We start from the raw sequence: 20541 nt of genomic DNA on the forward strand, positions 1-20541 counted from the left end.
ATGACGCCACCGAAACGCTTCCGTCTGCTGATCGTGGATGACCAACCGATCAACATTCACGCACTGCACCAGGTCTTCCATGCCGATCACGAGATCTTCATGGCCACCAGCGGCCGGCAGGCGCTCGATTTCTGCCTCGGCAATCCCCTGCCCGACCTGATCCTGCTCGACGTCATGATGCCGGACATGGACGGCCTCGACGTCTGCCGGAAGCTCAAGGCCGAGCCGCTGACCGAGGCCATCCCGATCATCTTCGTCACCGCCCAGACGGAACCTGAAGAGCAGACCGCCGCGCTGGAGGCGGGGGGCGTCGATTTCATCACCAAGCCCATCAACCCGGCCGTGGTGCGCGCGCGCGTGCGCACGCATCTCACGCTGAAGATGCAGAGCGACCTGCTGCGCGCACAGGCGCTCACCGACGGCCTGACCGGCGTGGCCAACCGGCGGCGCTTCGACGACGCCCTGCAGCTCGAATGGCGTCACTGCCAGCGCCGCAGGTCGCCGCTTGCGGTGCTGATGATCGACATCGACCACTTCAAGCTGTTCAACGACTGCTACGGCCACCAGGCCGGCGACCGCTGCCTGCGGGCCGTCGGCGAGGCGCTGCAGGCAGCGTTCCGGCGCCCGTACGACCTGGTCGCGCGTTACGGGGGGGAGGAATTCGTCTGCCTGATGCCGGAATGCGGCCTGAGCGATGCCCGCACCATGGCCGAGGAAGCGGTGCTGGCCGTGCGCGGGCTGGCGATCCCCCATGAACGCTCGCCCACGGCCCCGGTCGCGACCATCAGCGCCGGCATCGCCGCCTGCGTGCCCGGTGAGCCCGGCGAGGCGCCGGAGCACCTCATGCAGCGGGCCGATGCGGCGCTGTACGAGGCCAAGCGCCAGGGGCGCAACCGCGTCGCGGTGTGACCCCCGAACGTGCGGCGCGGGGCCTAGCCGGCGCCGGGTTCGAGGTCGAGGCGGAAGCTGTAGCCGTGGCGCTCGAAACCGAGCCCATCGTAGAAGGCGTGCGCGCGGCTGCGCCCGAGGTTCGACGACAGCATCGCCTTGTAGCAGCCGCGCGCGCGGCACAGCGCGAGCGCATGGCGCATCATCGCGGTGCCGACGCCGCGCCCCTGCACCGCGGGGTCGACGGCGACGTCCTCGATGATCGCGGACGGCGCCCCGCGGTGGCCGAGGTTGTCCATCACCAGCAGCGCGTAGGTGCCGACGATGCGCGCGCCGTCGCTGGCGACGTAGACGTGGTAGTCGGGGTAGCGCGCCATGCGCGCGAAGAGGCGCTCGGCCTCGGCGAGCGGCAGCACCGCGTCGCCGTCGAGCTCGAGCTGCGCGTACAGGCGCAGCACCGCGGGCAGGTCGTCGCGCGTGGCCGCGCGGCAGCTGATCGCTTCGGTCATCGCGTACCCCGGCGCCGGCGGCGCTCACCAGATCGTGTAGACCATCACGAAGCCGGCGGCGACCATGCCGGTCAGCGCGAGCAGGAACAGCGCGTCGGCGATCTTCTCCAGCATGATCGCGAGCACGCGCTCGCGCGTGCGCAGCGCGAAGAAGATCGCGTAGGTGCAGATCAGGAACAGCAGCGCCGAGATCGCCAGCACGTCGTCGGCGATGGTGCCGGTCGTCGAGTGCTTGCCGACGGTGTGCAGCAGCGTGACGCCGGTGATGCACAGCCCCGCCAGCGTCCCCGACAGCGACAGCAGTTGCAGCAGCTCCTCGCGCAGCCAGGTGTTCGGCGACCGGTGCGAGGCACTCATCGCGTGCCCGCCCCCGTCATTGCGGCGTGGCGCGCGTGGTGTCGGGCTCCGCCCGCCAGATGCGGTAGCGCAGCTCGACGCCGTCCGGCACGTAGACCACCAGCGGCAGGCGGCTGTTGTAGCGCACGAGCCGCGGCTCGCCGCCGAGGGTGATGAAGCGCTCCACCTTCGGTGCGTCGGGGTCGACCGCCATCAGCGTGCCGGCCAGCGGGCCGAGCGTGCGCAGGACGTGGCGCTCGTAGCCCCAGCCGGCGAGGGTCTCGGTTTCGAGCGTGCCGCCGAAGAAATAGCGGTTGTGCGCATCGGTGGCGACGGTTTTGCCGACCAAGAGCTCGACCCTGGCGGCCGCTTCGTCGGGCTGCGGCGGCAGCCGCACGACGTAGCGCGTCATGCCGGGGTCCGCCGGCGGGAAGGCCCGCAGTTCGTCGGCGTGGGCGGGGGCGATGCACAGCAGGGTGCAGAACGCGAGCGAGGCGATCGTCTTCATGGCTGGAGCGTGTCGACTCCCGTGCGGCGGGTGGTGGATGGGCGTCAGTGCTCGGGCTGGTAGTAGAGCAGGACGCTGCCCGAGCGCAGCGGGCGGATCCGGCACAGCCGCAGGCTCAGGCGGTTGCGGATGTCGCTGAACAGCGGCCGCCCCCGGCCCAGGATCACCGGGTTGACGATGATGCGGAACTCGTCGATCAGCTCGGCGGCGATCAGGCTCGACGCCAGCCGCGAGCTGCCGAACATCGCCAGCGCGCCGCCCGGCTCGCGCTTCAGCCGCTCGACCTCGGCCACCGCGTCGCCCGTGCACAGCTGCGCGGCGTGCCAGTCGACCCGCTGCCGCGTGCGCGAGAACACGAACTTCGGCAGCCGGTTCATCCGCTCGGCGACCTCCGGGGCATCGTGCGCCGCCGCCGGCGTCGACCAGTACGCGGCCAGGCACGCGTAGGTCGCCCCCCCGAACAGCAGCCCGTCCACCGCGTCGAGCAGTTCGCACGCGTAGTCGTTGAGTTCGGCGTCCACGACGTGCCAGTCCAGCTTGCCGTCCGGACTGGCAAAGTAGCCGTCGAGGGTGACCATCGACTGCAGGATCAGTTTCCTCACGCGCCCCCCGCGGCGGGTCCGGGCCCCAAACGATGGCGGAGGCCGGCCCGCCGTGCGGCGCCGTCACCCCCGGGCGAAGAACCGCGCCAGGCGTTCGCGCACCTCGGCGAAGTCACCGACGCTCGAATAGCCGTTGATGGATTCCAGGCGCAGGGCGTCGTCCAGCGGCCGGCCGATGATGTCCAGCACCGTCTCCTTGGCGGAGCGCAGCGCCTGCTGGCTGTTGCCGAGGATCATGTTGGCATAGCTTTGCGCCGTTGCCAGAACTTCCCCGGCGGGAACCACGCGGTTCACCAGCCCCAGGCGCAGCGCCTCGTCGGCCGCCACCGCGCGCCCGGTCAGCGTCAGCTCCAGCGCCACCGCGACGCCGGCGATCGCGACCAGCCGCACCAGCCCGCCGTCGCCCTGGTGCAGCCCCTGGCGCACCTCGAACACGCCGAAGCTCGCGCTGTCGGCGGCGATGCGGATGTCGCACGCCAGCGCCAGCTCGAAGCCGGCGCCGACCGCGTGGCCGTTGATCGCGGCGATGATCGGCTTGGTGATGCGGTGCTGGCCGCGGGTGATGCCGCCGCCGAGGCCGCGCGCGGCGTTGCGGCGGGGGTCGAGCAGCGTCGCGTGCTCCCACTTCGGGATGAAGCTCTTCAGGTCGGCACCGGCGCAGAAGGCGCGCCCGGCGCCGGTGAGGATGGCGACGTCGAGCGCCGGGTCGGCGGCGAAGTCGCGCCACACCTCCCAGAGCTCGTCGTTCAGCTCGTCGTCGAGCGCGTTCAGCGCCTCGGGACGGTTCAGCGTGATCAGGGCGATGCGGTCCTGCCTGTCGTAGACGAGCTTGCTCATCGCGTGCCTCCGGGAAACCGCCGGGCGCGGCAGCCCGTCCGCGCCCGGCGCGCGTCAGTAGGGCGTGCCGTCCTTGTGCACGAAGCGCCAGTGCCCGGCCTCGTCGAGCAGCGCCTGCAGGTCGTCGTCGGGGTAGGTGGCGACGTCGCCGGCGCTGCGGTCGCCGATCTCGAGGTAGACGACGTCCTCGGCGCTGCGGTTGACCAGGCAGTGGCCGTCGCCGGTGCCCGCCTTCGAGCCGGCGCACATGCCGGGGGCGAGCGGGGTCTCGCCGGCGTCGGTGATCCAGGTCGGGTGGCCGCTCAGCACATAGATGAACTCGTCCTGGCGCGAGTGCGCGTGGCGCAGCGCCGAGACCGCGCCCGGCGCGAGCCGCGTCAGGTTGACGCCGAAGTGGGTCAGTCCGAACAGGTCGCCAAGCGGGCGCTTGTCGCGGCCCTGCATGCGCGAGGCGAAGGGTTCGGGGTAGTTCGACGGCCTGCTGCGCAGCGGCGCTTCGGCGGCGACGATCGCGATCGGTCGGGTGGGTTCGGTCATGCGGGCGACATCCACGGAACGGCTGGACGGAAGCGCCGGCAAGCGGCGCGCGGGTGGCACCACCAGCGGTGCCGCCTCCAGCTTAGCCCCGCGCCGCCGCGCCCCGTACGGTGGCCCTGCGCACAGCCGGCATGCGTTCGGCGCAGGGCTCGCCGGCATGCCGCGCGCATGCCGGGCGGGCAGCCTCAGCCGTCGACGGCCAGCGTGCGCCGCTCGGCGTTGCTCGCGAGCGCGAGTTCGATCAGGCGGATGGTGTCGCGGGCCTGCTCCGGGCGCACCGCCAGCGCCTCGCGCCCGGCGATCGCGGCGGCGACGTTGCGGTAGAACTCCGGGTAGGCGCCGGCGAGCGTCTCCACCTGCCCGGCCACGTGCAGGCCGCCGATCTCGGTGTCGAGGCGGCCCCACTGCGCCGCGGGCTCCACGCCCCAGTCCGCTGCCGGCGGCACGAGCCCGCGCCGCAGCGCGTCCTCCTGCGGGTCGAGCCCGTACTTGACGAAGGAACCCGCGGTGCCGTGCAGGATGAAGCGCGGGCTCGGCCCGCGCACCAGCATCCCGGCCTTCAGCATCACCTTCAGCCCGTCGTAGTGCAGCAGCAGGTCGAAGCTGTCGTCCGCGCTGGCGTCGTCGCGCTGCGTGCGGATGTCGGCGCCGATCATCCGCGGCCTGCCGAACAGCACCTGCGCCTGGTCGATCAGGTGCGAGCCGAGGTCGTAGAGCATGCCGGTGCCCTCGCCCGCCTGCTCGCGCCACGAGCCCGGCCGCGGCCGCGCGCGGAAGCGGTCGAAATGCGACTCGTACTCCACCAGCCGGCCCAGCTGCCCGCCGGCGAGCAGCCGCTGCACGGTCAGGAAGTCACCGTCCCAGCGGCGGTTGTGGTAGACGCTGAGCACGCGGTTGCGCGCCTGCGCCAGGTCGATCAGCTGCTGCGCCTGCGTCGACGTGACGGTGAACGGCTTCTCGACCACCACGTGCTTGTCGGCGAGCAGCGCCTTCTGCGCCAGCTCGAAATGCGAGCCGTTCGGCGTGGTGATCACCACCAGCCCGATCGCCGCATCGCGCAGCAGTTCGTCGACCTCGCGCACCACGCCGAGCGCCGGGTAGAGCCGGCGGATCTCGTCGCCGCGCCGCTCGACCACCGTCCTCAGGCGCAGTGCGGGCACCGCGCCGATGACCGGCAGGTGGAACACCCGCGCGGACAGGCCGCTGCCGATCACGCCTACGTCGATCTGCTCCATCGTGGGGGCTCCCGTGTCGTGTGGCTGGCGTGCCGGGGTTCGACACGCCGTTTCATGGGCTGCGGCCGCGGGGCCGCCGGGGATGATTGTAGTGATGCCGCCGGCAGGCGCGGTGGCGGCGGCGCCCACGCGAAGGGGACGCGCGGGCCGGGTGGCTCATCCGGCTCCGCGCCCGTCCCCGCCTCCCGCCTTCACCGGTGGGCGCGGGGCTACGCGTTCATGCGCGCAAGCGCGACGGCCTGGTCGCGCAGCCGGGCGACGTCCCGGGAGGGCGCATCGCCGAACAGCCGCGAATAATCCCGGCTGAATTGCGACGCGCTGAGGTAGCCGACGGAGCGGCCCGCCAGGCTGGCCTCCTGGTTGGCGACCAGCATCAGCCGGCGGGCCTCCTGCAGGCGCAGGTTCTTCTGATACTGCACGGGGGTCATGGACGTCACCGCCTTGAAATGGTGGTGGAAGGTCGACGGGCTCATGTGCACCAGCGCCGCGAGTTCCTCGATGCTCAGCGCCCGGGCGTAATGCTCCTTGATCCACGCCACCGCCCTGGCGATGCGCCTCAGGGCGGAGTCCGCGAGGCCGATCTGGGCGACGCGCCGGCCCAGCGGGCCGAGCAGCAGCCGGACCAGGATCTCGTCGATGATGATGGGCGCGAGCAGCCCGATGTCGTCACGCCGCTCCAGCAGCCGGATCAGGCGCACGGCGGCGTCGATGATCGCCTGGTCCGCCTCGCCGACCTGGATGGCGCCGTTGTCCCTGGTCTTCGGCACGCCGCCGGGAAACGCCTTCAGGGTCAGCGCCGCGATCCGCTGGGGGTCCAGGTCCAGCCTGAAGCACAGGTGCGGCCGGGATGTGCTGGCGTGGGTCACCTGCCCCACGACCGGCACGTCGATGGCGTAGATGAGCATCCGCGATTCGTCGTACTCGTGAATCTCCTGGCCCAGCAGGACGGACTTGGTCCCCTGGGCCACGATGCCCAGGCACGGGGTGTGCCGGCCGTGGAACCACTCCCTGAACGGGCGATGGATGCGGGCCAGGTGCACCCCCGGCACCTCCAGCTCGAACAGCCCCTCATGCGGGACGTGTCCGGCAATCAGTCGGGCCAGTTCGGCGACGCCCGGCAGCGCCGCGTCGCCGCGCCGGGGGCCATGGAGGTGCGATGGGAGCAGCGATGGCATGGCGTGTTCCTGCGAATCATGGGCGCGGTGATCCGGCAGGTGGCGGTCGCGGGTCCGTACCGCCTCCCGGTGTGCAAGCACGTCGACCCGCCGCTGCGGGCGGTGCCAAGCGCGAGCGCAATCTAGCAAGGGGCCGGAGAACACTCCGTAACGCTGCGCTACCGCACCTTGCGGAAATGTTTCAACGCCTTGCAGGCGGCGTTCCGGGCCGGCGGGCTTGGCGCGCCAGCCCGGCACACCCACAATCCGCGCCATGAAACGATGGCTGCGTACGCGAGGTGCCTGGTGGCTGGCGTGGCTGGGGCTCACGCTGGCCGGCGCGGCCTGGCTGGCGCAGGGCGAGCTGCTGCGGCTGCGCGACGCATTCGACACCGAGGCGCGCATCGCCCACCGGCTGCTGAGCCAGCAGGTGGTGCAGCACGACGCGGTGCTGGTCACGCTGGCGCTGCTGGACAGCGGCGCCACGAACGCCCGGCCCGAGCAGCGCCTGTCCTCCGTCTACCCCTCGATCCTCGCCGTGCAGCGGCGCGAGCACGGCGCGGACTGGAGCGACGCCGCGCATGCCGCGGCCCTGGCGGCGGCCGAAACCCGCTCCCGCGCCAGCCACCACCCCGCGCTGGCCACGCTGGACCTGCCGGCCGGGCGCTATCAACTGGTCATCGGCGCCGAGCCCACCAGCTACGCGCTGGACATCGACCTCGCCGCCACCGTGCCCTGGCGCGACTGGCCGATGGACCCGGCGCAGAGCCCGGTGCGCGTGGCGCTGGAACACGGCGACCAGCGCTTCGTCATCCAGCCGGGGCGCGCGGCCGAAGGCCGCTGGCGCTTCGGCATGCGCAAGACCCTAGCCTCGGAGAGCCAGAACCTCGACCTGGTCGCCTCCCGCGGCATCACCGTCGCCGACCTGCCCTGGGGCCGCATCGCCGCCTGGGCGCTGGCCGTGGCCGCGCTGCTGGGGGGCGGCCGCGCGCTGCAGCGCCAGCGCACCGCGCGCCGGCGCGCCGAGGAGCTGCTGCGCCTGGGCCAGGTCGCGCGCCTCAATGCGCTGGGCGAGCTGGCCGCGGGCATGGCGCACGAGCTCAACCAGCCGCTGACCGCGGTGCTCGCCAACACCCAGGCCGCGAGGCGCCTGCTCGACGACGACGAACCCGACCTCGACACCGCGCGCAGCGCGATGGGGCAGGCGGTCACGCAGGCGCGCCGGGCCGCCGAGGTGGTGGGCCGGCTGCGTCGCGCCGTCGAGCGTCCCGGTGGCGGCGTGCAGCCGGTGGTGCTGCAGGAGGCCGTGCACGCCGCGCTGCACCTGCTCGAGCCCGAGTGCGCGAAGCGCGGCGTCGCGGTGCGCTTCGACGCGGCCGCGCAGGCACCGGTGCGCGTGCTGGCCGACCCGGTGGCGCTGGAGCAGATCGTCCACAACCTGCTGATGAACGCGCTGCAGGCGCTGGAGGAGGTGCCGCCGCCGCAGCGGCGCATCGCCATCGACGCCAGCGCCGGCGCGGACACCGGCACGCTGCGCCTGAGCGACAGCGGCGTCGGCATCGCGCCCGAGCTGCTGCCGAAACTCTTCGAGCCCTTCTTCAGCACGCGCGCGGGTGGCCTCGGCCTGGGCCTGAGCCTGTGCGAGACGCTGGCCGGCGAGATGGGCGGCGCGCTGCGCGCCCGTCCCGGCCAGGCGCACGGCGCCTGCTTCGAACTGGAATTGCCGCTGGCCGGGAGGAATGCCACGCCATGAGCGAACCGCTGTCGCCGCTGGTGCACTTGGTCGACGACGACGAGGCGGTGCGCGCGAGCCTGGCGCTGCTGATCGGCACCGTCGGCCTGCGCGTGCAGACCTGGGCCGACCCGCAGGCCTTCCTGGACGGCTTCGACCGTCGCACCATCGGCGCCATCGTGCTCGACGTGCGCATGCCGGGCCTGAGCGGCCTGACGGTGCTCGACACGCTGGTCGCGCAGGGCGTGGACCAGCCGGTCATCATGCTCACCGGCCACGGCACCGTGGAGATGTGCCGGCGCGCCTTCAAGGCCGGCGCGGCGGAGTTCCTGGAAAAGCCGGTCGAGGACGAACAGCTGCTCGAAGCCCTGCAGCACGCGGTGCGCCAGCACGTGCGCTCGCGCGAGCGCACGCAGGCCGACCAGGCGGCGCGCGAGCGCCATGCGCAGCTCTCCGAGCGCGAGCGCGAGGTGCTCGGCTACATCGTCGGCGGCTTCACCAACAAGGAGATCGCACGGGCGCTGGCGCTGTCGCCGCGCACCGTCGAATCGCACCGGGCCAGCCTGTTCGCCAAGCTCGGCTGCGACTCGCTGGCACAGTTGATCCGCCGCTACGCGGCGCTGGTGGACGAGGCCGCTCCGTAGTTCTACGGAAGCGCGCGCGTAGCCGTACGAATGGCCCGCACCGGCGGCCCTTTCCTACAGTGGGGACGCCGTCGGCCAGGGGCCGGCGCCACCGATCAACCACCGGAGAACCCCATGCACCCGACCCTCCGTGCCGGCGGCCTCGCCGTCGTGCTCGCCGCTGCCGCCGTCACCGCCCAGGCCGAGAACGCGGCCGTGCGCACCGAGAAGAACATCTCGCTCGAACTCGCCAACCAGATCGCCGCGGGCGCCGTCGCGGCCTGCGCCGCCAACGGCTATGCGGTGGCGGCCACGGTGGTCGACCGCGCCGGCGTCGTGCGCGCGGTGCAGCGCGCCGACAACGCCGGCCCGCACACGCTGGCGTCGAGCGAGCGCAAGGCCTGGACCTCGGCCTCGGCCAAGGCCCCGACGCAGGCCATGATGGAAAGCGCGCAGAAGAACCCGGGCGCGGCCAACCTCGTGTACCTGCCGGGCTTCCTGCTGCTCGGCGGCGGCGTGCCGATCAAGGCCGGCAACGAGGTGATCGGCGCGGTCGGCGTCGGCGGCGCGCCGGGCGGCCACCTCGACGACCAGTGCGCCAACGCCGCGATCGACAAGGCCAAGGGCCAGCTGGGCGGCTGAGCGCGATGACGCCGCGTACCGCCTGGGCGCTCGCGTGGCTGCCCGGCACCGCGGCGGTCGGCAGCGCCACCGCACGGGTGGCGCCGCAGGCGGCCGGGCTGCGGGCCCGCCAGGGCCTGCGCCTGGCGGCCCGGCGCGGCGACCTGCCGCAGCAACAGGCGGGCGCACGCTGAGCCGCTGCACTCCACCGCCGCGAGGAGTGCGGCACATCACCGCACGACCCGCCCGTGCACCCGCCGCATCGCGAACCCCCTTCCAGCGCCGAGCCCCCCGCGAACAAATATTCAACCAGATGGTTGACTACATCGCGTCACGCGCTTATGCTTAACCACATGGTTGAACATGAGATGCCGCAGATGGATGCCGTCTTCCACGCCCTCGGCGACGCGACGCGCCGGCGGATGCTGCGCGAACTCGCCGGTGGCGAACGCACGGTCGGCCAGCTGGCCGAACCCTTCGCGATGTCGCTCGCGGCCGCCTCCAAGCACATCAAGGTGCTGGAGAAGGCCGGGCTGATCCGGCGCGAAGTGCGCGGCCGCACCCATGTCTGCCGCCTCGATCCCGGACCGCTCGCCAGCGCTCACGAGTGGCTGAGTTTCTACGAGCGCTTCTGGACCGCGCGCCTGGATACGCTGGAGCGGCTGCTCCGCGAGGAAGACGCCGGCCCTTCACCCGCCCCGCCAGCAGGAGACGCCCCATGAACGACCTCGCGACGCCCAATGCCTATGGCGTGCTGACCGAACCGGCCACGCTGACGATCCAGCGCCTGCTGCCCGGCCCCATCGAGCGCATCTGGGCCTATCTCACCGATGGTGAACTGCGTCGCCAATGGCTGGCGGCGGGGAGGATGGAGATGAAGGTCGGCGCGCCCGTCGAATTCATCTGGCGCAACGACGAGCTGACCGACCCGCCGGGTGAGCGGCCGGCCGGCTTCTCTGTCGAGCACCGGATGCAGAGCCGGATCACCGAGTGCGATCCGCCACGCAGGCTCTCCTTCACCTGGGAAGGCAGCGGCGACGTCACCTTCGAGCTGGAACGGCAGGACGACGAGGTGCTGCTCACCGTCACCCATCGCCGCCTGCCCGATCGCGCGACCCAGCTCGGCGTTGCGGCCGGCTGGCACGTGCATCTCGACCTCCTGGTCGCACGCGCCACCGGCGAGGAACCCGAACCCTTCTGGGACGGCTGGAACCACCTCAGGCAGGTGTACGAGCGGCGGCTGCCGGAATAACGCGCCAGTAAAGGCCCCGCCCGGACCGACGGGCGGGGCCTGCGTCGACCTCCCGGCACGCGGAGGATGAAAGCCATGCGAGCCTTACGGGCCCCGCCGAAACCAGGCTATCGGCTTTCCCGACAGGGAACGGGGAGCGTGGCGTACTCTTGAAGCCGTGATGAAGCCCGACCGGTCCGCCCGCCTCCGCCCGCTCGTCGCCTGCATCGCGCTGATGCTCGGTGCCTGCCATGCGACGGAGCGGCTCCCCTTCGCGTGCGCCGGGAACGCGATCGACGACACGCAGCAGGTCTCCGCCGGGGATGCCAGCCTTTACCTGCTGGTCCGCGGCCGGCGCTGCGACGCGCCGCTGCTGCTCTGGCTCCACGGCGGCCCCGGCGGTGCGCAGACGCCGCTGTTCCGGCTCTATGACGCGGCGCTCGAGGACGGGTTTCTCGTCGCCTACTGGGACCAGCGCGGCGCGGGGCTGTCGTACGACCCCGAGGCCGATCCGACGCAACTGAGCATCGAGCGCCATCTCGGCGACCTCGACCGCATCGTCGACCGGCTGCGCGCCCGCTACGGCAAGCGCCGGCTCGCGCTCGTCGGCCATTCCTGGGGCTCCGCGCTCGGCCTGCTCTACGCGCAGCGGCATCCCGGCAAGGTTGCCGTCGTCGTCGGAGTGAATCCGCTCGTCTCCGGTCTGCGCGCGCAGCAGGGCCAGTACGCCTTCGCGCGCGCCAGGGCCGCCGAACGCGGCGACCACGAGGCGCTCGAACGCCTGCGCGCGATCGGTGAACCGCCCCTTGCCGCAGCGGACGAATTGCGCCTCCAGGCCCTCGTCGACCGCTATGGCGGCTACTTCCATCGGCGGCCGAGTTTCACCTGGGCCGTGATCGCCGGCATCGCCAGCGGCTATATCGCGCCGTGGGACATCCCGTCCTACATCCGCGCCAATGAAGTCTCGCTCGCCGCCATGCAGGACGAACTCAACGCGCTCGATCTCGGCAGGCAGCTGACGTCGATCGCGGTCCCCGTCGTGTTCATGCTCGGCCGCTACGACAGGCAGCTCGACGCGCAACAGGCGGCCGATTACGTCGAAGGCCTTTCAGCGCCGGCGAAACGGCTGATCTGGTTCGAGCACTCGGCACACCACATTCCCTTCGAAGAGCCCGAGCGTTTCGTAACGGCCCTCGGGGCCGTTCTGAAGGCGTTCGACGAGTGATGCCGGGACGGCGAGAATCCGGGCGAGGACAACGCTGCCGCCGAGGCGGCCGGCCGGCCCGGCCGAGCCGCCGGATGACACGAGCGGCGGCATTCGCCGGGTCAGTCACCCGTTTCGCGGAACTGCGCCAGCAGGTAGCGCGAATTCAATTTGTCCACCGCTGCATTGCCCGGCACGATCTTGAAGCGGTCATTGCCGTAGAGCGGCAGCCCCACCCCGGCCAGCACGCCGCCCTCGCGGCCGATGCTCTCGTACGGCTTGCCGACGACGCCGCCGATGAATTTCGTATCGATCCAGTCCCGCTTGATGGTGCTGGCGACGCCCTTGTAGCCCTTGACCCAGCCCACGCGCAGCTTCTGCGCCGAATGCCTGACGAAATCCTCGAGGAAATGGCCGGCGCCGACGTAGCAGCACTTGAACGAAATCAGGCCGACCTCGGTAATCCCCCAGCGCACCAGCCAGTCCACCAGTTCATGCGCATCGAAGCCCTGGCCGCCCGGCGTTTCCAGGGCACTGCTCTCCACGCCGACGTGCGTCGTCGAGCCGTGGGCGATGATCATCAGCTTGTCGGCCAGCGTCGGCCGCGGAATGCCCGACTGGTTGAAGCAGCCGCGGTAGAGCTCCTGCCACCCGTCCGCAGCCGGGTCCGACCATTTCCGCGCATCGGGCACCTGTTCCCACTCCCGGTACACCTCCGCGGACTCGTTGATCACCTTGTCCGGGCAAAGCTTGATCAGGAACAGGTTCCCCCATTTCATGACTGACCCTCGTTCGCATGGCGCGATGCAGCGTTGTTGCAGGGAGCCGCAAGCGTAGCGCAGGGCGGCGCTGGGCACATCTTCATAGCGTGCCGGCTTACGATTTACCGGCGTGGTGCGGTAAAGAGCCAACCCCCCATCGGCCAAGTGGAACGGGGCATTGCGAAGCTCCGGAAGGGGTGCCAATTATGCCGGAGGCATTGGGTCCAACGAGGTGGGCAGGGGCTTTTTATAGCCTCAATGTGCGAATTCAACGGACAGCAAAAAGCGCAGCTTTTTGACGGTCCGCTGGAACAGCGATTGACGCCGATAACTCTTCCGGCTCTCCAGCAGCCGCTTGTAACGATTGGCGCATCGCGGGCAGATTCCATGTCGGCACGGGTCATTCAGAACCCACCACAGATGCCGGACATACGACTGCAGGTGATGCGCCCCGGAAAGTCAAAAACACGATCTGTCTTGATTTACGGAGGAGTCCATATACGAATTGTTAGCCGTCAACTCAACGCGCATAGTGAGCCACATAGTCTTGCTCCTTCTCGTTCCAATGGAAACTCATTTCAGTGACTGCCGAGGAGTCATTGGCAAAAGTGCTAAAGAGGCTTACAAGGTCGTCAATCAAGAACTCATATGCCCACTTGTGGCGCATGAAATCGGAGAAGACAAGCATACCTTTGAAGGCCGTACCTTCAGACCATGTTTGCATCCAGTAATAGTGGATGAGCTGGTTGCAAACATCGAGGACGCCAAGTTCTGAAGGCTCAGGATTTGCAAGATCGAATCGATCTTCTGGGAATCCTGGGCCAACATACGTGAAAGGTTTAAGCCCGATTTTCTTGTATCGGATTACCGGCATTCGTGCGTTCCGAACACGATCGTTCACTTTCGGTCGCTCAAGTAAGGAGCGCACCTGGAACGCCACTAGCATCAGGCGACGCTCGTAGAGCACAAGCTGCTTTTCCGACCATCTGCGGTATTTGCGATGCCTCTTGAGCCACGCCAACTCTGCGCGCAGCTCCTGACGCCAATACGTTGATTCGATCATCCGCTCAGCTCTTGGGTGACGCGCGGCAAAACTTCATCTGACGGCTAACTATAAGTAGGCGACCTGTCGGCCGCCTAAACACGTCCGCGGTCGCGGGAGATTCACCGAAAAGTAGCGACTGATCAGTCGCTTGGCAAGGCTGAGTCCGGGAATTTTTCGTGCGTTAGGCAGACGGATCGCCGCGCTATTTTTTATTGTGACGATCCATCTGCTCCCATACCCACGTCCTGCAACGCGGTGCAGGGGGGGCGCAACCCGATCGACGCATTGCTGTGACGTCCAGGGGACGAAGCACGCCATCGGCATGTGCCGGCGAGCGGTCAGCGGAACAGGACCGCGCCGGCGCACCACGTCCCTACCGTCACCGGTGACGGCGCATCCGTATTGGAGACCGATGCAAGACCCCATACCTGCCATGCCCACCCCTCCCCTTCCCCCTCCGCGCCCGCCGGAGTAGCATCCGCGGCGTACCGAGGAGCGCTGCAACGGGCACCCGCCCGCCAGGCTCGGAATCGTTTCGAACGGCGCTCACCTCCATCCCCGTGCCGGGCACGGGATGCGGCGGGTGAGCGGCATCCCTCCCGGCCACACGCTTTAGGAGCGATCCATGAACGCTGTGGCTGCCAAGACTTTCATCGATTTCCACGTCGCCGACATCGGCCTTGCCGGCTGGGGCCGCAAGGAGATCGCCATCGCCGAGACCGAGATGCCCGGCCTGATGGCGATCCGCGCCGAGTACGCCGCCGCGCAGCCGCTGAAGGGCGCGCGCATCGCCGGCTCGCTGCACATGACGATCCAGACCGCGGTGCTGATCGAGACGCTGACCGCGCTCGGCGCCGAGGTGCGCTGGGCCTCGTGCAACATCTTCTCGACCCAGGACCACGCCGCCGCGGCGATCGCCGCCGACGGCGTGCCGGTGTTCGCGTTCAAGGGCGAGTCGCTGGAGGAGTACTGGGCGTTCACCCACCGCATCCTCGAATGGCACGACGGCGGCACGCCGAACATGATCCTCGACGACGGCGGCGACGCGACGCTGCTGGTGATCCTGGGCGCGAAGGCCGAGCGCGATCCGTCGGTGATCGCGACGCCGACCTGCGAGGAGGAGACGGTGCTGTTCGGTGCAATCCGCGCGCGGCTGGCGCAGGACCCGACCTTCTACTCGCGCGTGAAGGCGAACATCCGCGGCGTCACCGAGGAGACCACCACCGGCGTGCACCGCCTGTACCAGATGGCGGCGCGCGGCGAGCTGCCGTTCCCGGCGATCAACGTCAACGATTCGGTGACCAAGTCGAAGTTCGACAACCTCTACGGTTGCCGCGAGTCGCTGGTGGACGGCATCAAGCGCGGCACCGACGTGATGATCGCCGGCAAGATCGCCGTGATCGCCGGCTACGGCGATGTCGGCAAGGGCTGTGCGCAGAGCCTGCGCGGGCTGGGCGCGACGGTGTGGGTGACCGAGATCGACCCGATCTGCGCGCTGCAGGCGGCGATGGAAGGCTACCGCGTGGTGACGATGGACGAGGCCGCGCCGCTCGCCGACATCTTCGTGACCGCGACCGGCAACGTCGACGTGATCACGCACGAGCACATGGCGGCGATGAAGCACCAGGCGATCGTGTGCAACATCGGCCACTTCGACTCCGAGATCGACGTGGCCGGCCTGAAGCAGCACCGCTGGGAGAACATCAAGCCGCAGGTCGACCATGTCGTGTTCCCGGACGGCAAGCGCATCATCCTGCTCGCCGAGGGCCGGCTGGTGAACCTGGGCTGCGCGACCGGCCACCCGAGCTTCGTGATGAGCAACTCCTTCACCAACCAGACGCTGGCGCAGATCGAGCTGTTCACCCGCGGCGGGCAGTACGCCAACCAGGTCTACGTGCTGCCCAAGCACCTCGACGAGAAGGTCGCGCGCCTGCACCTCGGGCGCATCGGCGCGAAGCTGACGCGGCTCACCGAGAAGCAGGCGGCGTACATCAACGTCGCGGCCGACGGCCCGTTCAAGCCCGAGAACTACCGCTACTGAGGACGCCCGACCGCCCGGCGGCGGTGACTCCGGCGCGCGTGCCGGGGTCACCGCCGGGCCGGCGTACGCGTTCGTGCGCGTGCTCTCCGCATCGATCGGAGCCGATGCCCGCCGTCGTACCGCCGACCGTCGCCGCCAGCTCCCGACCCGACACAGCGTCGCCATGCAGGGCCGACGTATCCAAACCCACGGAACACGACCGATGAACTTCGAACTGAGCTGTGAGTTCTTCCCGCCCAACACTGACGAGGGCGCGGAGAAGCTGTGCGAGGTGCGCCAGGCGCTGCGGGCGCTGCGCCCGGCGTTCTTCTCGGTGACCTACGGCGCCGGCGGCTCGACGCGCAACCGCACCTTCGAGGCGGTGATCAAGATGCAGGAGGAAGGTGGCTGCGACGCCGCGCCACACCTGACCTGCGTGGCCTCGACCCGCGACGGCGTGCGCGCGATCCTCGAGCTCTACCGCGGGCACGGCATCCACCGCATCGTCGCGCTGCGCGGCGACATGCCCTCGGGGATGCTCGACCCCGGCGAGTTCAGCCACGCCAACGAACTGGTCGCGTTCATCCGCGCCGAGACCGGTTCGCACTTCCACATCGAGGTGGCGGCCTACCCGGAATACCATCCGCAGGCGACCAACCCGGCGAAGGACCTCGAGCATTTCAGGCGCAAGGTCGAGGCCGGCGCCGACGGCGCGATCACGCAGTACTTCTACAACGCCGACGCCTACTTCCGCTTCCTCGACGACTGCGCGCGCATCGGCATCGGCGTGCCGGTGGTGCCGGGCATCATGCCGATCACCAACTTCGTGCAGCTCGCGCGCTTCTCGGATGCCTGCGGCGCCGAGATCCCGCGCTGGGTGCGGCGGCGGCTGGAGAGCTTCGGCGACGACCGCGACGCAATCCGCGCCTTCGGGCTCGACGTGGTCACCGCGCTGTGCGAGCGGCTGCTTGCCGGCGGGGCGCCGGGACTACACTTCTACACGATGAACCAGAGCGCCGCGGTGCTCGCGATCTGCGACCGCCTGGGCCTGGTCCACTGATCCGGCGGGGCGCCGGCCACGGCCGGCGCACGGGCCGCGGCGCCGCCCCGCCCGCGCGCCGCCGTCGCCGCGGCGGCTCCACCCAGGCCGAGACCATGCGCAGCCCGATCGTCCTGCTCGCCACCGCCCTCCTCGCCCTGCTGCTCGCCGCCTGCGCAAGCAACCCGGTGATCCGGGCCGACTACGATCGCGCCGCCGACTTCTCACGCTACCGCAGCTACGGCTTCCTGGCACCGCTCGGCACCGACAAGCCGGGCTACCGCAGCCTGCTGACCGAACGCCTGAGCCGCGCGACGCGCGCGCAACTCGACGCCCGCGGCTATGTCTACGCTGCCAGCGCCCCCGACCTGCTGGTGAACTTCATCGCCCGGCTCGACGAACGCATCGAGGTGATGCCGGCAGCGCCGTACTACGGCTACGGCAGCTATTACCGCATGTGGCCGGGCTACGGCTGGGGCAGCGACGTCTACCAGTACACCGAGGGCACGCTCAACGTCGACCTGATCGATGCGCGCACCCGGCAGGTGGTGTGGGAAGGTGTCAGCGTCGGCGAGGTGCGCTCGGTGCCCGAGTCGACCAGCCAGGAGGCGATCGACCACGTGGTCGGCGAGATGTTCGCGCGCTACCCGTTCCGCGCCGGTTCGGCGGCGGTGGCGCAGTAGCCGGGCTGCCGGCGCCCGGCGTGGCCGTTCGAACGGCGCGGCGCCGAGGCCGCGCGTCGCGGCGGTGCCGGCCGGCAACCGCCCACCCCATCCGGGAGGAATTCCATGCGTGCCCGTAGCCTGCCCGCCCTCGCGCTGCTCGCGCTGCTCGCCGCCTGCGCCACGCCGCAGACGGCGCCGATGCAGCCCACGGCCTACATCCCGCCGCCCGGCTGCGGCGGTTTTTCGAGCACCCCGGAGTTCGCGCCGCTGCGCGGCAAGGTCGCGCTCGACAACCTCGCCGAGCAGACCCCGGCGATGCAGAAGCTCGGCAGCCGCCCGGGCAAGCGCGAGCGTGCATTGCTGCAGAACTGGTCGGCGCAGCGCCTGGACTGCTTGGCCGCCGAGCAGCAGGCGGCGAAGAACTGGTCGACCGAGGCGATGAGCGAGCTCGACACGCGCTACCTGGCCGCCAACCGCGGGCTCGACGGCGAACTGATCGCGGCGCGCATCAGCTACGGCGAGTACGCGCGGCGCCGGCAGAGCACCGCCGACGCCTACAACGACGCCTGGCAGGGGCGCTGGAGCGAGCAGCAGGCGCGCATCCAGGCCGAGCGCCGCGCGCAGGCGGAGCGCTACTGGCAGGATCGCTACTACTACGACGACTACTACGGCGGTTACTGGCCGTACTACCGCCCGGGCTACTGGCCGTACTACTACGGCCGGCCGTGGGGAAGCGCGGGCTACTACCACTACCCCGGCCACTCGGGTACCGCGGTGTCGATCGGCGTCGGCTACGGCTTCTGAGGCGCGCGGCGCGGGTGGCATGCACACCGCCCCGCGCCGGCTGCCCGCGCTTACTTCTTCGCGGTGCGCTCGACTTCGATCGCGAGCGACTCGGTGTAGGTCACGTTGACCATGTCGCCGACCTTGACGTTGTCGAGAGTGGACGGGTCACGCACCTTGACGTCGACGAGGTTGCCGCGCGGGCCCTTCAGCGTTGCCAGCGCACGGCTGCGGTCGAGCGCGGTGACCTGCGCGGTCACGTCGACGTAGTTGGTGACGACGCCGGCCGGCATCTCGCCGAGCGGGGCGCGGGCGGTGTCGCTGGTGACCTTCTCGCTCGGCTTGGCGCCGGGGGCGGCCTTCTCGACACGCACCGCGAGCGACTCGTAGTACGAGGTGCGCACGGTGTCACCCTTGCGCACCTGCGCCAGGTTGCGCACTTCGGGGCCAGCCTTGAAGGTCGTGCTGTGGCCGTCCTCGAACTTCAGCGTGACCATGCGCTTCTTCTGGTCGATCGCGGTCACCGTGGCCTCGGTCTGCACGGCGTTGACCTTGGTCATCTCGGGCTTCGGCGGCGGCTCGGTGCTGGCGCAGCCGGCGAGGGCGAGCAGCAGCACGGCCGAGGCGCAGAGCGTGGCGTTACGCTTGAGCATGATGAATTCCTTGCTTTCGGATAGTTGTCTGGAAAGGTGCAGCCCGCGGGGGCCGCGCGCACGATACGCGTCCGCGCCCGCCGCCGCCATTGAGCCAGCGCAGCTTCGCCCCTCACGCCGGAGACCCGCATGACCAACGCCGAACTGATCGCCCGTGACCTCGCCGTGCTCTGGCACCCGTGCACGCAGATGAAGGACCACGAATGGCTGCCGCTGGTGCCGATCGCGCGCGGCGAGGGCGTGTGGCTGTACGACTGCGACGGCAAGCGCTACCTCGACGCCATCAGCTCGTGGTGGACCAACCTGTTCGGCCATGCCCACCCGCGCATCAACGCCGCGCTGAAGGACCAGCTCGACCGCCTCGAGCACGTGATCCTCGCCGGCTTCTCGCACGAGCCGATCGTCGCGCTGTCGGAAAAGCTCGTCGCCCGCGCACCGCACGGGCTGGCGCGCGCGTTCTGGTGCGACAACGGCTCGAGCGCGATCGAGGCGGCGCTGAAGATGAGCTTCCACTACTGGCTGAACGTCAGCGGCCGGCCCGACAAGCGCCGCTTCGTCACCCTCGCCAACAGCTACCACGGCGAGACCCTGGGCGCGCTCGCGGTCGGCGACGTGCGCCTGTTCAAGGAGACCTACGCGCCGCTGATCCACGACGCGATCACCGTGCCCTCGCCCGACGCCTACCTCGCGGCCCCCGGCGAGAGTGCCGTCGACGTCGCCCGCCGTGCCGCCGCCGCGCTCGAAGCCGTGCTCGCCACGCACAGCGAGGACATCGCCGCGCTGATCGTCGAGCCGCTGGTGCAGTGCGCCGGCGGCATGCGCATGCACCACCCCGAGTACCTGCGCCTCGCCCGCGCCGCCTGCGACCGCTTCGGCGTGCACCTGATCGCCGACGAGATCGCGGTCGGCTTCGGCCGCACCGGCACGCTGTTCGCGTGCGAGCAGGCCGGGATCACGCCCGACTTCCTGTGCCTGTCGAAGGGCCTGACCGGCGGCTACCTGCCGATGAGCGTGGTGCTGACGCGCGAGGACGTGTACCAGGCCTTCTACGACGACTACGAGACGCTCAAGGCCTTCCTGCACTCGCACAGCTACACCGGCAACGCGCTCGCCGCGCGCGCCGCGCTCGCCACGCTGGCGCTGTTCGACGACGACGAGGTGCTCGCCCGCAACCGCCGCCTCGCCACGCACATGGGCCGCGCCGCCGCGCCGCTGCGCGAGCACCCGCACGTCGCCGACGTGCGCCAGACCGGCATGATCCTGGCGATCGAGATGGTGCGCGACAAGGCCACGCGCGAGCCCTACCCGTGGCAGGAGCGGCGCGGCCTCGCCGTCTACCGCCACGCGCTCATGCGCGGCGCGCTGCTGCGCCCGCTCGGCAACGTGATCTACTTCATGCCGCCGTACGTGATCACCGAGGAGCAGATCGACTTCATGGTCGAGGTCGCGCGCGAGGGCATCGAGATCGCCACGCTCGACCCCGCCCCGTTCGGCGACGTGCCGGCGGCGGGGCGGATCGGCTGGATGGCGTGAGCGCCGCGGCACGCGCCGGCGCCAC

The 20541-nt window shown here is 70.3% G+C and carries 24 protein-coding genes and 1 riboswitch; of the genes, 13 read left to right on the forward strand and 11 right to left on the reverse strand.

The features are described from left to right. A complete protein-coding gene (locus EV699_RS11885; protein WP_132542949.1) occupies positions 1-909 on the forward strand; it encodes a diguanylate cyclase domain-containing protein in 909 nt (302 codons plus the stop codon). Between the two features lie 23 nt (positions 910-932). On the opposite strand, the gene EV699_RS11890 is transcribed toward EV699_RS11885, so the two are convergent. The 8 genes from EV699_RS11890 to EV699_RS11925 form a co-directional block, all read right to left on the reverse strand. Continuing rightward, the gene (locus tag EV699_RS11890) at positions 933-1397 is read right to left on the reverse strand and encodes a GNAT family N-acetyltransferase (RefSeq protein ID WP_132542951.1); all 465 of its coding nucleotides are present in this window, start codon (positions 1395-1397) and stop codon (positions 933-935) included. 24 nt (positions 1398-1421) lie between these two features. Continuing rightward, the gene (locus tag EV699_RS11895) at positions 1422-1754 is read right to left on the reverse strand and encodes a hypothetical protein (RefSeq protein ID WP_132542953.1); all 333 of its coding nucleotides are present in this window, start codon (positions 1752-1754) and stop codon (positions 1422-1424) included. Positions 1755-1770: 16 nt separating this feature from the next. After that, on the reverse strand, positions 1771-2241 hold the full coding sequence (locus EV699_RS11900; protein ID WP_132542955.1) for an ecotin: 471 nt from the start codon (positions 2239-2241) through the stop codon (positions 1771-1773). Positions 2242-2285: 44 nt separating this feature from the next. Then, positions 2286-2843: a dihydrofolate reductase family protein gene (locus tag EV699_RS11905; RefSeq protein WP_243662649.1), complete on the reverse strand. Its 558-nt coding sequence runs from the start codon at positions 2841-2843 to the stop codon at positions 2286-2288. 63 nt (positions 2844-2906) lie between these two features. Continuing rightward, positions 2907-3680 (reverse strand): enoyl-CoA hydratase/isomerase family protein, encoded by a 774-nt coding sequence (locus EV699_RS11910; protein WP_132542957.1) that lies wholly within the window; start codon positions 3678-3680, stop codon positions 2907-2909. A gap of 54 nt (positions 3681-3734) precedes the next feature. Next, complete coding sequence (locus EV699_RS11915; RefSeq protein WP_132542959.1) at positions 3735-4217, reverse strand: cupin domain-containing protein; 483 nt, start codon at positions 4215-4217, stop codon at positions 3735-3737. 185 nt (positions 4218-4402) lie between these two features. Next, on the reverse strand, positions 4403-5452 hold the full coding sequence (locus EV699_RS11920) for an oxidoreductase (RefSeq protein WP_132542961.1): 1050 nt from the start codon (positions 5450-5452) through the stop codon (positions 4403-4405). A gap of 209 nt (positions 5453-5661) precedes the next feature. Further along, positions 5662-6627 carry an AraC family transcriptional regulator gene (locus EV699_RS11925; protein ID WP_132542963.1) on the reverse strand — a complete coding sequence of 322 codons (966 nt, stop codon included), beginning with the start codon at positions 6625-6627 and terminating at the stop codon, positions 5662-5664. A gap of 253 nt (positions 6628-6880) precedes the next feature. Here EV699_RS11925 and EV699_RS11930 point away from each other — a divergent pair, with 253 nt between their 5' ends. From EV699_RS11930 to EV699_RS11955, 7 genes are all read left to right on the forward strand, one after another. After that, positions 6881-8359: a sensor histidine kinase gene (locus EV699_RS11930; RefSeq protein ID WP_132542965.1), complete on the forward strand. Its 1479-nt coding sequence runs from the start codon at positions 6881-6883 to the stop codon at positions 8357-8359. Further along, positions 8356-8982, forward strand: a complete 627-nt coding sequence (locus EV699_RS11935) for a response regulator transcription factor (RefSeq protein WP_132542967.1) — start codon at positions 8356-8358, stop codon at positions 8980-8982. The genes EV699_RS11930 and EV699_RS11935 overlap by 4 nt, the downstream gene beginning before the upstream one ends. A 114-nt stretch (positions 8983-9096) precedes the next feature. Continuing rightward, entirely contained in the window at positions 9097-9603 is a 507-nt protein-coding gene (locus tag EV699_RS11940) for a GlcG/HbpS family heme-binding protein (RefSeq protein ID WP_132542969.1), read from the forward strand. Positions 9604-9608: 5 nt separating this feature from the next. Next, the gene (locus tag EV699_RS19960; RefSeq protein WP_165904116.1) at positions 9609-9776 is read left to right on the forward strand and encodes a hypothetical protein; all 168 of its coding nucleotides are present in this window, start codon (positions 9609-9611) and stop codon (positions 9774-9776) included. 159 nt (positions 9777-9935) lie between these two features. Next, complete coding sequence (locus EV699_RS11945) at positions 9936-10304, forward strand: ArsR/SmtB family transcription factor (RefSeq protein ID WP_132543098.1); 369 nt, start codon at positions 9936-9938, stop codon at positions 10302-10304. After that, complete coding sequence (locus EV699_RS11950) at positions 10301-10834, forward strand: SRPBCC family protein (RefSeq protein ID WP_132542971.1); 534 nt, start codon at positions 10301-10303, stop codon at positions 10832-10834. Before EV699_RS11945 ends, EV699_RS11950 begins: the two co-directional genes overlap by 4 nt. A gap of 160 nt (positions 10835-10994) precedes the next feature. After that, positions 10995-12038 carry an alpha/beta fold hydrolase gene (locus EV699_RS11955; protein WP_132542973.1) on the forward strand — a complete coding sequence of 348 codons (1044 nt, stop codon included), beginning with the start codon at positions 10995-10997 and terminating at the stop codon, positions 12036-12038. Between the two features lie 101 nt (positions 12039-12139). On the opposite strand, the gene EV699_RS11960 is transcribed toward EV699_RS11955, so the two are convergent. After that, positions 12140-12796: a hypothetical protein gene (locus EV699_RS11960; RefSeq protein ID WP_132542975.1), complete on the reverse strand. Its 657-nt coding sequence runs from the start codon at positions 12794-12796 to the stop codon at positions 12140-12142. Positions 12797-13298: 502 nt separating this feature from the next. Next, a complete protein-coding gene (locus EV699_RS20225; RefSeq protein WP_243662650.1) occupies positions 13299-13841 on the reverse strand; it encodes a hypothetical protein in 543 nt (180 codons plus the stop codon). 466 nt (positions 13842-14307) lie between these two features. Then, a riboswitch (S-adenosyl-L-homocysteine riboswitch) is annotated at positions 14308-14378 on the forward strand. 70 nt (positions 14379-14448) lie between these two features. Here EV699_RS20225 and ahcY point away from each other — a divergent pair. The 4 genes from ahcY (at position 14449) to EV699_RS11985 (ending at position 18351) form a co-directional block, all read left to right on the forward strand. Beyond that, entirely contained in the window at positions 14449-15864 is a 1416-nt protein-coding gene (ahcY, locus tag EV699_RS11970; RefSeq protein ID WP_132542977.1) for an adenosylhomocysteinase, read from the forward strand. 202 nt (positions 15865-16066) lie between these two features. Then, positions 16067-16903 (forward strand): methylenetetrahydrofolate reductase [NAD(P)H], encoded by an 837-nt coding sequence (metF, locus tag EV699_RS11975; protein WP_132542979.1) that lies wholly within the window; start codon positions 16067-16069, stop codon positions 16901-16903. Between the two features lie 95 nt (positions 16904-16998). After that, positions 16999-17565 (forward strand): DUF4136 domain-containing protein, encoded by a 567-nt coding sequence (locus EV699_RS11980; RefSeq protein ID WP_132542981.1) that lies wholly within the window; start codon positions 16999-17001, stop codon positions 17563-17565. Between the two features lie 105 nt (positions 17566-17670). After that, entirely contained in the window at positions 17671-18351 is a 681-nt protein-coding gene (locus EV699_RS11985) for a hypothetical protein (protein ID WP_132542983.1), read from the forward strand. A gap of 50 nt (positions 18352-18401) precedes the next feature. Here the strand turns inward: EV699_RS11985 and EV699_RS11990 are convergent, their stop codons facing one another. Further along, a complete protein-coding gene (locus tag EV699_RS11990) occupies positions 18402-18983 on the reverse strand; it encodes a hypothetical protein (protein ID WP_132542985.1) in 582 nt (193 codons plus the stop codon). 129 nt (positions 18984-19112) lie between these two features. On the opposite strand from EV699_RS11990, the gene EV699_RS11995 reads away from it, so the two are divergent. After that, positions 19113-20516 carry an adenosylmethionine--8-amino-7-oxononanoate transaminase gene (locus EV699_RS11995; RefSeq protein WP_132542987.1) on the forward strand — a complete coding sequence of 468 codons (1404 nt, stop codon included), beginning with the start codon at positions 19113-19115 and terminating at the stop codon, positions 20514-20516. The last annotated feature ends 25 nt before the right edge of the window (positions 20517-20541 follow it).

It is taken from the genome of Plasticicumulans lactativorans, from assembly GCF_004341245.1.
Taxonomy (GTDB): domain Bacteria; phylum Pseudomonadota; class Gammaproteobacteria; order Competibacterales; family Competibacteraceae; genus Plasticicumulans_A; species Plasticicumulans_A lactativorans.

Excerpts from the sequence above, each read along its gene's own strand:
- EV699_RS11955 (WP_132542973.1), top strand. The coding sequence starts at position 10,995 with ATGAAGCCCGACCGGTCCGCCCGCCTCCGCCCGCTCGTCGCCTGCATC.
- EV699_RS11945 (WP_132543098.1), top strand. The coding sequence starts at position 9,936 with ATGGTTGAACATGAGATGCCGCAGATGGATGCCGTCTTCCACGCCCTC.
- EV699_RS11900 (WP_132542955.1), bottom strand. The coding sequence starts at position 2,241 with ATGAAGACGATCGCCTCGCTCGCGTTCTGCACCCTGCTGTGCATCGCC.
- EV699_RS11920 (WP_132542961.1), bottom strand. The coding sequence starts at position 5,452 with ATGGAGCAGATCGACGTAGGCGTGATCGGCAGCGGCCTGTCCGCGCGG.
- EV699_RS11960 (WP_132542975.1), bottom strand. The coding sequence starts at position 12,796 with ATGAAATGGGGGAACCTGTTCCTGATCAAGCTTTGCCCGGACAAGGTG.
- ahcY (WP_132542977.1), top strand. The coding sequence starts at position 14,449 with ATGAACGCTGTGGCTGCCAAGACTTTCATCGATTTCCACGTCGCCGAC.
- EV699_RS11950 (WP_132542971.1), top strand. The coding sequence starts at position 10,301 with ATGAACGACCTCGCGACGCCCAATGCCTATGGCGTGCTGACCGAACCG.
- EV699_RS11925 (WP_132542963.1), bottom strand. The coding sequence starts at position 6,627 with ATGCCATCGCTGCTCCCATCGCACCTCCATGGCCCCCGGCGCGGCGAC.
- EV699_RS20225 (WP_243662650.1), bottom strand. The coding sequence starts at position 13,841 with ATGATCGAATCAACGTATTGGCGTCAGGAGCTGCGCGCAGAGTTGGCG.
- EV699_RS11990 (WP_132542985.1), bottom strand. The coding sequence starts at position 18,983 with ATGCTCAAGCGTAACGCCACGCTCTGCGCCTCGGCCGTGCTGCTGCTC.
- EV699_RS11995 (WP_132542987.1), top strand. The coding sequence starts at position 19,113 with ATGACCAACGCCGAACTGATCGCCCGTGACCTCGCCGTGCTCTGGCAC.
- metF (WP_132542979.1), top strand. The coding sequence starts at position 16,067 with ATGAACTTCGAACTGAGCTGTGAGTTCTTCCCGCCCAACACTGACGAG.
- EV699_RS11940 (WP_132542969.1), top strand. The coding sequence starts at position 9,097 with ATGCACCCGACCCTCCGTGCCGGCGGCCTCGCCGTCGTGCTCGCCGCT.
- EV699_RS11935 (WP_132542967.1), top strand. The coding sequence starts at position 8,356 with ATGAGCGAACCGCTGTCGCCGCTGGTGCACTTGGTCGACGACGACGAG.
- EV699_RS19960 (WP_165904116.1), top strand. The coding sequence starts at position 9,609 with ATGACGCCGCGTACCGCCTGGGCGCTCGCGTGGCTGCCCGGCACCGCG.
- EV699_RS11885 (WP_132542949.1), top strand. The coding sequence starts at position 1 with ATGACGCCACCGAAACGCTTCCGTCTGCTGATCGTGGATGACCAACCG.
- EV699_RS11985 (WP_132542983.1), top strand. The coding sequence starts at position 17,671 with ATGCGTGCCCGTAGCCTGCCCGCCCTCGCGCTGCTCGCGCTGCTCGCC.
- EV699_RS11980 (WP_132542981.1), top strand. The coding sequence starts at position 16,999 with ATGCGCAGCCCGATCGTCCTGCTCGCCACCGCCCTCCTCGCCCTGCTG.
- EV699_RS11930 (WP_132542965.1), top strand. The coding sequence starts at position 6,881 with ATGAAACGATGGCTGCGTACGCGAGGTGCCTGGTGGCTGGCGTGGCTG.
- EV699_RS11895 (WP_132542953.1), bottom strand. The coding sequence starts at position 1,754 with ATGAGTGCCTCGCACCGGTCGCCGAACACCTGGCTGCGCGAGGAGCTG.
- EV699_RS11915 (WP_132542959.1), bottom strand. The coding sequence starts at position 4,217 with ATGACCGAACCCACCCGACCGATCGCGATCGTCGCCGCCGAAGCGCCG.
- EV699_RS11890 (WP_132542951.1), bottom strand. The coding sequence starts at position 1,397 with ATGACCGAAGCGATCAGCTGCCGCGCGGCCACGCGCGACGACCTGCCC.
- EV699_RS11910 (WP_132542957.1), bottom strand. The coding sequence starts at position 3,680 with ATGAGCAAGCTCGTCTACGACAGGCAGGACCGCATCGCCCTGATCACG.